Annotated in this window: 11 protein-coding genes; 6 read left to right on the plus strand and 5 right to left on the minus strand. The window is 33.4% G+C overall.

Going from position 1 to position 13,688, the window contains the following annotated elements; translation table 11 throughout:
* The 3 genes from VKY41_RS06705 to VKY41_RS06715 form a co-directional block, all read left to right on the plus strand.
* Positions 1-314: hypothetical protein (locus VKY41_RS06705; protein WP_500813667.1), on the plus strand; the 314-nt coding region annotated here is incomplete at its 5' end.
* A gap of 2 nt (positions 315-316) precedes the next feature.
* Complete coding sequence (locus VKY41_RS06710; RefSeq protein WP_500813668.1) at positions 317-1,462, plus strand: efflux RND transporter periplasmic adaptor subunit; 1,146 nt, start codon at positions 317-319, stop codon at positions 1,460-1,462.
* A gap of 90 nt (positions 1,463-1,552) precedes the next feature.
* Complete coding sequence (locus VKY41_RS06715; protein ID WP_500813669.1) at positions 1,553-3,529, plus strand: heavy metal translocating P-type ATPase; 1,977 nt, start codon at positions 1,553-1,555, stop codon at positions 3,527-3,529.
* Between the two features lie 70 nt (positions 3,530-3,599).
* Here the strand turns inward: VKY41_RS06715 and VKY41_RS06720 are convergent, their stop codons facing one another.
* Positions 3,600-5,138 (minus strand): glycine--tRNA ligase, encoded by a 1,539-nt coding sequence (locus VKY41_RS06720; protein WP_500813697.1) that lies wholly within the window; start codon positions 5,136-5,138, stop codon positions 3,600-3,602.
* A 63-nt stretch (positions 5,139-5,201) separates the two neighbouring features.
* Positions 5,202-6,086 (minus strand): DUF8428 domain-containing protein, encoded by an 885-nt coding sequence (locus tag VKY41_RS06725; RefSeq protein WP_500813670.1) that lies wholly within the window; start codon positions 6,084-6,086, stop codon positions 5,202-5,204.
* A gap of 158 nt (positions 6,087-6,244) precedes the next feature.
* On the opposite strand from VKY41_RS06725, the gene VKY41_RS06730 reads away from it, so the two are divergent.
* Both VKY41_RS06730 and VKY41_RS06735 read left to right on the plus strand, forming a co-directional pair.
* Positions 6,245-6,922, plus strand: coding sequence for a ComF family protein (locus VKY41_RS06730; protein WP_500813671.1), 678 nt, complete (start codon positions 6,245-6,247; stop codon positions 6,920-6,922).
* Between the two features lie 58 nt (positions 6,923-6,980).
* Entirely contained in the window at positions 6,981-8,588 is a 1,608-nt protein-coding gene (locus VKY41_RS06735; protein WP_500813672.1) for an Ig-like domain-containing domain, read from the plus strand.
* Here the strand turns inward: VKY41_RS06735 and VKY41_RS06740 are convergent.
* From VKY41_RS06740 to VKY41_RS06750, 3 genes are all read right to left on the minus strand, one after another.
* The gene (locus VKY41_RS06740; protein ID WP_500813673.1) at positions 8,580-9,359 is read right to left on the minus strand and encodes an amidohydrolase; all 780 of its coding nucleotides are present in this window, start codon (positions 9,357-9,359) and stop codon (positions 8,580-8,582) included. The two genes, VKY41_RS06735 and VKY41_RS06740, sit on opposite strands and share 9 nt — an antisense overlap.
* Positions 9,360-9,618: 259 nt before the next feature.
* Complete coding sequence (locus tag VKY41_RS06745) at positions 9,619-10,212, minus strand: hypothetical protein (protein WP_500813674.1); 594 nt, start codon at positions 10,210-10,212, stop codon at positions 9,619-9,621.
* 73 nt (positions 10,213-10,285) lie between these two features.
* Positions 10,286-11,428, minus strand: a complete 1,143-nt coding sequence (locus tag VKY41_RS06750; RefSeq protein WP_500813675.1) for a methionine aminotransferase — start codon at positions 11,426-11,428, stop codon at positions 10,286-10,288.
* Between the two features lie 96 nt (positions 11,429-11,524).
* On the opposite strand from VKY41_RS06750, the gene VKY41_RS06755 reads away from it, so the two are divergent.
* Positions 11,525-13,651: a S46 family peptidase gene (locus VKY41_RS06755; protein ID WP_500813676.1), complete on the plus strand. Its 2,127-nt coding sequence runs from the start codon at positions 11,525-11,527 to the stop codon at positions 13,649-13,651.
* Positions 13,652-13,688: the final 37 nt, after the last annotated feature.

Below are 13,688 nucleotides of genomic sequence, written 5' to 3' on the forward strand. Positions count from 1 at the left end.
AAGCTTCAAAAATTGCTCAAGAAGTTGTAGAAGAGCAGAAACAGGATTATCAAGTGAGGTTACATGCCGAATATCAATCCTTATTAGCAAAACTTCAGCAATATGAAGAAGCTATTAATTATTACGAAACCCAAGGCAAAATGCTTTCAGATGAAATAATAAAAACTGCCGAACGTACTTTTAAAGAAGGTGAAATCGATTTCTTTCAGTACATACAAAGTATAGAGACAGCCAAAGACATGGAAATCACCTATCTCGATAATTTAAACACGTACAATCAAACCATTATTGCCATCAATTACTTAATTTTATAAAAATGAAAAACCTATATATCTTTATGTTTTCATTGGTTTTAGTAGCCTGTGGAAATTCAGAAAAAAACATAGAAGCTGTTGAAGTAATTAAAACAGATTCCAACGAAATAGACATCACCAAACAACAGTTTGAAGGTGAAAATATGGCTTTTGGCACCCTTTCAGAAGAAGCATTTAGCCAAAGCATAAAAACCAATGGTATAATAGATGTGCCTCCCTATAATAAATCGAGTGTCGCTACTTTTATGGGTGGATATATTACAAAAACACCTTTATTAATAGGAGATAAAGTTAAAAAGGGACAATTATTGGTCACACTTGAAAATCCGGAGTTTGTAGAAATTCAGCAGAACTATTTAGAAGTTGCCGAGCAATTAAGCTACCTAAAATCCGAGTTTACCAGACAAAAAACTTTGTATGATGAAAACATCACCTCGCAAAAAAACTTCTTAAAAGCTGAAAGTACGTATAAAAGCAATTTGGCACAGTACAACGGGATGCGTAAAAAACTGCAAATGATGAACATCAACCCCACTTCGGTAGAACAAGGTCAAATAACATCAACCCTCAATTTATATGCGCCAATTGCTGGCTATGTTACCAAAGTAAATGTAAGTAATGGCAGCTATGTTTCCCCTTCGGATATTGTTATAGAGATTGTAGATACAGACCACATTCACTTAGAACTTTCGGTATTTGAAAAAGATATTTTAAAGATTAAAAAAGGACAAAAAATCCTGTTTACAGTTCCAGAAGCTTCGGATCGTATTTTTAAAGCTGAAGTGCATTTGGTTGGAACCACCATTGATGAAAAAACCAGACGCGTAAAAATCCATGGTCATATAGATGAAGACCAAACGCAATTTATAGTGGGCATGTTTACTGAAGCAGATATCGTGATTAATAATGTAAGAAACATGGCCGTTCCAAAAGAAGCTGTTGTAGAGGTTGAAGACGATTCTTTTGTATTAGTTTTAAAAAATGAAACAGAAACAGAATATCATTTAGAAAAAGTAAAAATTAAAAAAGGTATGGAAACAGAGGATTTTGTTGAAATTTTAAACGAAATAGATCTAAAAGACAAGAAAATATTAACAAAAGGCACTTATATGTTACTAAATGATGGTGGCGGAGGTCATAGTCATTAATTATAGTATATTGAATAAAAGCCTTTAAGAATAGGGCAAACTCCTTACAAAATTAATAAATTAACACCTCAGAATCAGGATACAAAACCAATGAATAAACATACTAAAGACGTACATCACCACGACCACGGTGGAATTTTCGGAAAGAAAACAGACCTATATTTTTCTATACTCTGTGGCTTTTTTTTACTTATTGGATTTATATTAGAAAAAACCACTTCTACGCCTGATTGGTCTCATTTAAGCATATATATTATTGCTTACTTTTTTGGAGGTTACTTTATAAGTATTGAAGCGACTCAAAAAATATCAAAAGGCGGATTCGATATTGATTTTTTAATGATTGCTGCTGCGGCAGGCGCTGCTTATATTGGCAGCTGGGCAGAAGGCGCACTACTATTGTTTCTATTTAGTTTAGGTCATGCTTTAGAAAGCTACGCTATGAATAAAGCCACTAAGTCCATTGAAGCTTTAAACGATTTGTCGCCAAACACAGCTTTAGTAAGGAAAGATGGAAAACTTATTGAAACTCCGGTCGAGCAATTACAAATTAACGATATCATTATTGTAAAACCACACACAAAAATTGCAGCCGACGGCGTAATTATAGAAGGCAGTAGTAGCATTAATCAAGCACCTATTACTGGCGAAAGTATCCCTGTAGATAAAACAGCTATTCTAAACACAACTAATTTACCCGACTTCAAAGATATTGACAAAACTCACATTGCTTTTACAGGTACCATAAATGGCGATGGGCATATAGAAGTTTTAGTTTTAAAACTAAGTAAAGATTCGACAGTAGCTAGATTAATTAAAATGGTAAGCGAGGCTGAAACTCAAAAATCTCCAACCCAACGACTTACTAAAAAGTTCGAAAAAGTTTATGTTCCTCTCGTTATATTATTAGTTATTTTATTGTGTTTTGCACATCTCATTATAGACGAAACTTTTCAAGAAAGTTTATATCGAGCCATTACTGTTTTAGTTGCCGCTAGCCCATGTGCTTTGGCTATTTCTACACCCAGCGCAGTATTAAGTGGGATTGCTAGAGCTGCTCAAAAAGGCGTTTTAATTAAAGGAGGAAAAGCTCTAGAAGATTTAGGTGCAATTACAACCATAGCCTTTGATAAAACAGGAACTTTAACTGAAGGAAAGCCCAAGTTAACAAACGTAATTCCTTTCAACGGATTTCAGGAAACAGATTTTGTACAATTGGTTTTAGAAGTTGAAAGTTTAAGCAACCATCCATTGGCCAAAGCAATTTCTAAGGATATTAAGGCACAATACAGCATTGAATACTTAGGAAATGCCTCTGAAATAACCGCTATTCAAGGTAAAGGGATTCAGGCTATTTATAAGGACGCTCCAGTTTTTATAGGAAATACCAAGCTTATGGTAGATGAAGGAATTCCTGTTGACGAATCCATAACTTCTAAAATGAAGTCCTTATTGGAACATGGACATACTGTAATGTTAGTTTCTTTTAATAGTAAAATTATTGGTTTAATAAGCGTCATGGACGTTCCAAGGAAAACAGCGGCAAGCACATTGAAACGTTTAAAGAAGATTGGAATCAAACGAATGGTTATGCTTACTGGCGACCATCAAAATGTAGGAGATACTATTGCTAAACAAATAGGACTAACTGAAGCCAAAGGGAATTTACTGCCAGAAGATAAAGTTGAGGCCGTTAAAAAACTACTTGAAGAAGATAAAAGAATAGCCATGGTTGGCGATGGCGTTAATGATGCACCTGCCATGGCACTAAGTACTGTAAGCGTAGCTATGGGAGCAGCAGGAAGTGATGTAGCTCTAGAAACCGCAGATGTAGCTTTAATGTCTGATAAAATTGAAAGACTACCCTTCGCTATTAGTTTAAGTAGGGAGTCGAAACGTATTATCAAACAAAACATATTTATTAGTTTGGGCGTGGTTGCCATATTGGTACCCGTAACCATTTTAGGGCTCACAAATATAGGGCTAGCAGTTCTTTTTCACGAAGGCTCAACCATTGTGGTAGTATTAAATGCTTTACGTCTTCTGCGATTTAAGATGGATGAATAAAATAAAAAACTCCCAAACTAATTTAGCTTGGGAGTTTTAACTTTAAGATTCCTGCCTGCGCAGGAATTTATTACATCTTCATCAACCAATGTTTCACATCAACTTCAGCTTTAATAATATCCTTTAAATCCTCGATTTTTACACGTTTCTGCTCCATAGTATCTCTATGTCTAATAGTAACTGTGTTATCCTCTAAGGTATCGTGGTCTACAGTAATGCAAAATGGTGTTCCGTTAGCATCTTGACGTCTGTAACGTCTACCAACAGCATCTTTCTCATCGTAATCAACACTAAACTCCCATTTTAAATCTTCTAAGATTTGCTTAGCAACTTCTGGTAAACCATCTTTTCTAACCAATGGTAAAATAGCAGCTTTAACAGGTGCTAATACCGCTGGTAATTTTAAAACCGTTCTAGTGGTATTGTTTTCTAATTCTTCTTCCACTAAAGCATTTGAGAAAATTGCTAAGAACAATCTATCTAAACCAATAGAAGTTTCAAGTACATACGGTGTATAGCTAGCATTCTCCTCATGATCGAAATATTGTAATTTTTTTCCTGAGAATTCTTCATGCTGTTTTAAATCGAAATCAGTTCTAGAATGAATTCCTTCCAATTCTTTAAATCCGAATGGGAATTTAAACTCAATATCTGTAGCAGCATCGGCATAATGTGCTAGTTTTTCATGATCATGGAAACGGTAATTTTCTTCACCTAAACCAAGTGATAGGTGCCATTTCATTCTATGCTCTTTCCAATATTCAAACCATTCCTTTTGAGTTCCAGGTTTAATAAAGAATTGCATTTCCATTTGTTCAAACTCGCGCATTCTAAAAATAAACTGTCTTGCAACAATTTCGTTTCTAAATGCTTTTCCTGTTTGTGCAATACCAAAAGGTATTTTCATACGTCCAGTTTTCTGAACATTTAGAAAATTCACAAATATTCCTTGGGCTGTTTCAGGACGTAAATATAAATCCATAGCGTGTTCTGCACTAGCACCAAGTTTGGTACCAAACATCAAGTTAAACTGCTTAACATCTGTCCAGTTTCTAGAACCCGTTAAAGGATCTGCAATTTCTAACTCCTCAATTAATGCTTTAACATCGGCTAAATCTTCTTTCTCCAAAGATTTCCCCATTCTAGTAAGAATCTCAGTTATTTTCTCCTGATACCCTATAACACGAGGATTGGTAGAAACAAATTCTTCTTTATTAAAAGCAGCTCCAAAACGTTTTTCAGCTTTAGCAACCTCCTTATCTATTTTCGCTTCAATTTTAGCACAGTAATCTTCAATTAAGACATCTGCTCTGTAGCGTTTTTTAGAATCTTTATTGTCGATTAATGGATCATTGAAGGCATCCACGTGCCCTGAAGCTTTCCAAGTAGTTGGATGCATAAATATAGAGGCATCAATTCCTACAATATTTTCATTCATTTGGACCATAGATTTCCACCAATAGTCACGAATATTCTTCTTTAACTCCACTCCATTCTGAGCGTAGTCATACACTGCACTTAGTCCATCGTAGATTTCACTACTTTGGAACACGTAACCATACTCTTTAGCGTGAGAGATTACTTTTTTAAATTGATCATCGTTTGCCATACTGCAAAAATAAAAAACCGTTCCCATTAAAGGAACGGTTTTCACAAATATATTATTAGTTGCTTATTTTAACACTAATTCTGTTTTTCCTATTTCTAAATCGTCGTTATAAACAACAACAGAATAGGCACCATTTTTAAATAACTCTTTTGATTCTATATTAATTTTAGTGCAAACTTCAATATTGCTGTAATTGTTGTTTACAACAGTCATTCCACTATATTTTAAAGTAGAATTATTGAAATTTACATGCCCTCTTTCTACAACCAATTGGTTGTCTGGCCCAAGTATCTGAACAAAAATATTTTTATTGCCTTTTGGAGTAAGCTCATTACTTAATAAAGATAAACAAACCTCAATATGATCTAATTTATCAATTTTATTAGTTCTCGCGTCGTTTCTAGCGCTAATTGTACTTAATGCAACTGCATGAACATTCTCTGCCGACACTGATTGAATTTCCTTAACGGTTTTGGTTAAAATAGCATTCTCGTGCTCAAGAAGGTATAATTCATTTTGTTGATTGGCTAATTGTTGTGACAATGACAACACTTCAACCTCAAGTAAGTTATTTTTTTCCTGAAACAATTGGGTCATTTTCTTCAATTGAAACCTATCAGCTTCAAGAACATCTATCTTATTTTTATACTTAGAAATTACGGATACATTTGACGCAAAAATTCCAACAGAATCTAAAACATTTGAAAGTATTGCTTTAGTTTCAGCCAATTCTTTATCCTTAGTTTTGTTGCCTTTCCTTACTTCATCATACCTATTAATCATCTCTTGTAATTCATTTTGAACAAGAGAAGTTTCTTGTTCCACAAATGATTGATGATTTTTAAGTGTTTGATACTTTACAAAGCCATAAGACCCAAAAACAACAATTGCTACTAATAATGTACCTATAATTAATCTGTAGTTAAATAATTGAGTATTAACTATCATCTTAATTTATTTTACTCCACGAAACTATAAAGAATGATTCTGTTTTCTTATTTTAATCGATGAACTGATAATATATTTGTTGTAGTCATAAATTATTAATTAAAAAACAAGTTTAGAGCTTGATAGTTATTATTATCTTTAAGCTAAAATCTTACAAAATGTTGGCTTCAGTTTTAGATTTATTTTTTCCTAAAGTATGTTTTGCATGCCAATCTCAGCTAACCGATTTCGAAAACTATGTTTGTACAAGTTGCAGGCACAACTTACCTGTTACTAATTTTCATTTCGAAAACGACGATTACGTTTTAAAAACCTTTTACGGTCGCGCAAAAATTGAACAAGCCACAGCTCTATTACGATTTGAAAAGAAAAGTATTACCCAACAATTAATACACAATTTAAAATACAAAGGTTATCAGGAAATTGGTGTATTTTTAGGCAAATGGTTAGGTGAAGAGTTAAAAGAATTAGATGCATATAAAAGTATAGATATTGTTATTCCAGTTCCACTCCACAAAAAGAAACTAAGAAAAAGAGGCTACAACCAAGTTACTAAATTTGGACAGGAAATTGCGCTTCAACTAGATGTTGATTATTACGATGATGTGCTAATAAAGATAACCAATACAGCCTCTCAAGTAAACAAATCTAGATTTAGCAGGTGGATAAACAACGAGGAACTCTTTGCTATTCAAAACAAAGAAAAAATTCAAGGTAAACATATACTTTTAGTAGACGATGTTATAACTACCGGAGCCACAATGGAAGCCTGCATTTCAGTTTTAAACAAAGCCGAAAATGTTAAAATCAGTTTGGCTTCTATGGCAATAGCTTAAGGATTGTTTACAGTATGAGAATTAAATTGTTTCTTTGTATCTAATTTAAAATTGAAAAATGAAAGACGTCTTTTACAAACCACTATACTTTATCTTAGTTTGCTTGTTACTTGTTAATTGTGCTAATAGAGGAAAACCAAGTGGTGGAGACAAAGACGTAGACCCTCCGGTAATTGTAAAATCTGACCCTGAAAATTTTTCAACCAATTTTAAGGGAACGGAAATAAAGATTGTTTTTAACGAATATGTAAAAATAAATAACCTACAAAAACAATTGATTATCTCGCCTCCCATGGATCCTGCACCAGAAATATATCCACAAGGAGCAGCAAGTAAATTTATTACTTTTAAAATTAAAGACACCCTAGATCCAAACACTACCTATGCCTTTAACTTTGGCAATAGCATTGTGGACAACAACGAATCCAATCCATATCCATTTTACAGATATGTATTTTCTACAGGAGACTATATCGATTCACTTTCGGTGAAAGGGATTATTTTAGATGCAACCTTACGTAAACCAGAAGAGTATGTATCAGTTATGTTATACGAAATGGATTCTACTTTTACCGATTCAATAATTTACAAAAAGACGCCTAAATACATTACCAACACCCTAGATAGTACGACTGTTTTTTCAATCGACAATATTAAAGCTGGTAAATACATGATGGTGGCTTTAAAAGATGAAAACCAAGATAGCAAATACCAACAACGTAGCGACAAAATTGGATTTTTAGAAAAACCTATAACAGTTCCTACTGATTCGCTTTACACAATCAAGTTGTTCAAGGAAGAAGCTGATCCAAAAATTGTAAATCCGCGTTTGGTGTCTGGAGAAAAAATAGCTTTTGGTTTTGAAGGAGATTATAAAAACATGAAGATAAAAATTAAATCGGACACACCTAAAGACTTTAGCTATCGAGTGACCAAGGATGCGAAATCAGACTCCTTGAATTATTGGTATAAACCACGTTTTAATGAAGTAGACACCTTAATCTTTAATGTAACCAACAAGAACTACAATCAAGATTTTGTAGTAAAAATAAGTGAGCAAAAAAGAGATACTTTAATTATATCAACGGCCCCAAATGGGACTATTGGTTTTGAAGAAGATTTTAATATTTCTGCTAACATTCCATTTGAAAAAATTGTTGCTGAAAAAATCAGCATTATGGATAAGGATTCTTTGAATGTTCCCTTTAAATCAAAATTAGATTCCTTGACAAACAAGTTAGCCTTAAGTTTTGATAAAACTGAAAACAACAGATATTCTATTAGTGTACTACCAAATACTTTTACCGACTTTTTTGAAAACAAAAATGACAGTTTAAACTACACAGTTACCACCAAAGGCTTTGAAAATTACGGCAATGTAAGAATCAATCTAAAGAATGTTAATTACCCTGTTATCGTGCAACTTACAGATGACAAAGGAAACGTTAAGGCTGAGAAATATAGTACCGTACCAGAACCTATTGACTTTAAATACATTTCGCCTAATAAATACTATTTAAGAGTGGTACATGATAATAATAAGAATAAAAAGTTTGATTCTGGAAATTATTTAAAAAAGCAACAACCTGAAAAAGTCAGCTATTTCCCTGATGTAATTGACGTTCGTGCCAACTGGGATCCGATTATTGATTTTACCTTACTGTAAAGTAAAGCGGTCCTTATCGTTTAAAAAATTGAATTTCTCTCGATTGGTCTTAATATGAGATTTACTAAGTGTAATAATTTCAATGGCTTCTTGGTTCTCTGGAATACCATCTAGTTTTTCACCTAAAACATCAAACGCAGCGGAATGTCCGTTGTATTCATGATTATTTCCATCGGTCCCTACACGATTAACTCCCACACAATACGACATATTTTCAATGGCTCTTGCTTTTAATAAAGCATCCCAAGCTGTAATTCTTATTTTTGGCCAATTTGCAACATATATCAAAAGATCGTACTCTTCAATATTTCTTGCCCAAACAGGAAAACGTAAATCGTAACAAATTAATGGGCATATTTTCCAACCTTTATAAGTAACTAATAGCTTGTCTTTTCCTGAAGTATATGCTTTGTCTTCGCCTGCAAGGGTAAATGTATGCCTTTTATCATAGGTTTCTATAATTCCATTTGGATGAACAAACAGCATCCTATTATAAAAATGGTTGTTTTCCGAGATGACCGTGCTACCAACAATAGCCGTCTGCTTTTTTAAAGCTAACTCTTGCATCCAAACTACAGTTTCACCATACATGGTTTCAGCAACTTTAGCTGGATTCATAGTAAACCCAGAAGTAAACATTTCAGGAAGAACAATAATGTCAACTACCGTCGAAATACTTTCTATTTTTTTAGTAATAAGTCTTCTATTTTGTTCAGGATTTTCCCAAAACAATTCGGTTTGAATAAGTGCTATTTTTAATTCGGATTGCATCTATTAAAAGTAGTAATTTTAAACGTAATTTACCATGAATAAACGCACGTTTATTATAGAAATTTTTGCGGAATAAAATTCTGAAATTTATAAATTACATTCATAAACTAATTGTTTCCCAACTTTTTTTAAAAGAAAGCGGCTAAACTAAACAACAGTGTTTATCTGTCATTCAATTTAGCCGCCAATTATTTTTGCTTAATTTATTCTAGAATTTGTCCATTGGAAAACGGATAACCTTCAAATGTTTTTACAAGTATTAAGCCTTTCTTAATTTTATTTCTGCCTTTTTAACCTTGCTATTTAATTTGTCTATTTTTTTAAGCCATTTTAACTCGTCAACAGGTGAAAGCTTTCCTTTATTCTTTAAAGACTCATATTTATCTTGAGTACTATTTAGCTTGTTTATTGACTTTTCATAAGCCTTATGAGCTTTCTCTTTCTGCTTTAAAGCTTTTTCAGCCTTTTTTTGATTCTTTTCAGCTCGCTTCTGACTTTTAAGAGCTTCCTTTTGTTGCTTTTCTAACTTTTTAAGCTCTTTTTCTGCTCTTTCCTTTTCCGCTTTTTCCTCAGCTAATCTTAGTTTTTCAGCTTTAGCTTTCTCTGCCTTTACCAGTTCTTCTTTTACTCTTTGCTCCTCAGCTTTAACCAGTTCAGTTTTTTTCTCCTCAGCTTTAACCATTTTAGCCTTAGCCACTTTTGCTTTAGCTTCACTCTCATCACCAATTTCTGTGCTTGATTTTTCTATCGCCTTTACTAGAGTCGGTTCAGCTACTTCCTTTTTCTCGACTTCTTGAGCATTCATTTGATATACTAATCCAAAAAACATTAGAGTTAAAAATACTTTTTTCATATTTATTTTATTATTGTTAATTCAATATTTAACTCTTCAAAAAGTAGGCCATATTTGACCAAAAACCCCAAATTTAAAGACTATTTAAAACATTTGCCGCATTCTTCAAGGTATCATCTGTTTTTGCCAAGCAAAATCGCAATACTTTATTATCTAAATTATGCTCATTAAACACTGAGAGTGGTATAGAGGCCAATCCGTTTTCAATGGTTAATTGCTTGGCGAAATCCACATCGTATTCTTGAGAAATTCCAGAATAATCTAACACTTGGAAATAAGTGCCTTGAGAAGGTTTAAATTTAAAGTTGGAATCTTTAATCAAACTTAAAAACAAATCGCGCTTTTCTTGAAAAAATGAAGAAAGGTTTAAATAGGTATTTGCGTCTTGCATATAGTCTGCCAATGCTATTTGCACAGGATGATTGACACTAAACACATTAAATTGATGGATTTTTCTAAACTCTTCCATCAACGCTTTTGGTGCGCAACAACAACCCGTTTTCCATCCTGTATTATGAAATGTTTTCCCAAAAGAAGCTGTAATAAAACTTCTAGCTTTTAAATCTGGGAACAAACATGCGCTTTGATGTTTTTCACCATCAAAAACAATATGTTCATAAACCTCATCACTCAAAACAATGATATTGGTGGATTTAGTAATCTCTTGAAGCTGTAACATATCGGCCTTACTTAAAATTGTTCCACTTGGATTATGAGGTGTATTTATAATAATCATTTTAGTTTTAGAAGAAATTTTCTGCTTTAACTCTACCCAATTTACCTTGTAATTTGGTGCTTCTAATTGTATAGAAACAGGTTTCCCTCCATTTATCAAAATAGCAGGTTCGTAACAATCGTACGCTGGTTTTATAATAATAACCTCATCCTCTGGTCTTATAAAAGCCGTAATGATTGTATAAATAGCTTGAGTAGCTCCAGCGGTGATGGTTATTTCTGATTCCGGATGATACGAACTTCCGTAAAGCAAATTGAACTTTTCAGAAACAGCTTTACGCAGTTCCATATTTCCAGGCATAAGTGCATATTGGTTGTAGCCAGAATTCATAGCTTTAGAAACCAAGTCTATCAATTTCTGATCACTTTTAAAGTTCGGAAAACCTTGAGATAAATTAATAGCCTTATGCTTATTTGCCAAACCACTCATAACGGTAAAAATGGTGGTTTCAATATTTGGGAGTTTAGATAAATGCTTCATACTTTAAAGATAACGGTTAGACCAATAAATTTAGACCTTTTTAACATCTTTTATACCTTGGTTTTTTATCTTTGGTGAATACAAAATTAACTGATTATGAAATTCATTAAAATTCTATTACTTTTTATTACGCTTCAGGTGTCAGCACAACAAGGTGGCATGTGGATTCCTTCACTTTTAGAAGGAATGAATGAGCAAGAAATGGCAGATCTTGGAAGCAAACTTTCAGCCAAAGACATTTACGATGTTAACAACTCCAGTTTAAAAGATGCTATTGGGCATTTTAATGGTGGCTGTACAAGCGAAGTAATTTCGCCTAAAGGACTAATTCTTACAAATCACCATTGTGGATTTAGTCAAATTCAATCCCATTCCTCTTTAGAAAACGATTATTTAAAAGATGGTTTTTGGGCTATGAATCTTAAAGAAGAATTACCTAACCCAGGTTTATTCATAGAATTTATTGTTAGAATTGAAGATGTAACTTCCCAAGTACTAAATGGCGTTACTGAAGAAATGACTGAGAAAGAAAGACAATCTGTCGTATCTAAAAACTCTAACAATGTAGAAGCTGGTGTTGTAAAGGAAACTTGGCAAGACACTAAAATAAAATCCTTTTATAAAGGAAACCAATATTTCTTATTTGTAACCGAACGATATAACGACATTCGTTTAGTTGGTACACCTCCATCAAGTATTGGGAAATTTGGAAGCGATACTGATAATTGGGTATTCCCAAGACATACGGGAGACTTTGCTTTGTTCAGAATTTATGCAGACAAAAACAACCGTCCTGCAGAATACAGTGAAGACAACGTTCCATATACTCCAAAACACTTCCTACCAATTTCTTTAGATGGTGTTGAAGAAGGAGATTTTACAATGGTTTTTGGTTTCCCTGGAACAACAGATGAGTATTTACCGGCCGTTGCTATAGAACAAATTACTCAGGAGTACAACCCAAGTAATATTGCAATCCGAGAAGCTGCTTTAAAAGTTATCGACGCTAAAATGAAGGAAAGTGACGAGGTTAGAATAAAATATGCTTCCAAACAAGCAAGAATTGCGAATGCCTATAAAAAATGGATAGGTGAAAACTTAGGTATTCAAAAAAGTAATGCCATTGAAAAAAGACGCGAGTTTGAAGCCGATTTCAAGAAAGCATTAAAAGAAAAAAACCTGGAAGAAAAGTACGGAAACATTCTTCCTGAATTTGACAAATTGTATAAAGATTTCGAAGAAATAAACATTAAGCGTAGAAGTTTTATTGAAGTCTTTTTAGTAACAAACGAGTTGATGGAAATGAGTTTTAGAGCTTATCAGTTTGAACAAGCCATAACAAGTAATCCAGCTATATTTGAAAAAGCAATTTCCTCAATTCAAGGAACCCTTTCTGGAATCCATAAAAATTATGATGTTAATGTGGACAGAGGTGTTTTTGAAAACGTAATGCCATTTTACACGGATAATGTAGATGCTACTATTTATAACAAAACAGCTTTAACTAGCTTAGATTCTGCTTTAAAATTATTTGAAGGTACTTCTGAGGAAATCGTAGCAAAACTAAATAAAGATGCTGCCTATGCTTATGCGAAACCATTTGTTGAAGAGTTTTACAATAGCTTAAATCCAGAATTCGAAACAAAGAACGAACCTATTACAGCTTTGCAAACCGAATACATGACAGCTCTTATGAAGGCATTGCCAGATGCCAGATACTTTCCTGATGCTAACGGAACACTTCGAGTTACTTATGGACAAGTAAGAGGCTATTCTCCTAGAGACGCTGTTTACTACTCACCTGTAAGTTATTTAGATGGGGTTATAGAAAAGTATATTCCTGGCGACTACGAATTTGATGTCCCACAGAAATTAATCGATTTATACGAAGCAAAAGATTACGGTCAGTATGCAGATGCTAATGGAAAAGTACCTGTGTGCTTTTTAGGAACAAACCATACAACCGGAGGTAACTCTGGTAGTCCAGCTATTGATGCTCATGGAAATTTAATAGGACTGAATTTCGATAGAGTTTGGGAAGGAACAATGAGCGATATGAACTACGATCCAGAAATTTGTAGAAATATCATGGTGGACGTACGTTATATGTTATTCATTGTAGACAAATATGCTGGAGCCAAACATTTAATTGATGAAATGGAATTGGTACACCCAAAGCAAAATAATGACAAAAAGAAAACGAAGAAGAAAAGAAAAAAATAACCCTTTTCAGTTTATAACAAAATAAACCACATTAGAC

Source organism: Xanthomarina sp., assembly GCF_035306605.1.
Classification (GTDB): Bacteria; Bacteroidota; Bacteroidia; order Flavobacteriales; family Flavobacteriaceae; genus Xanthomarina.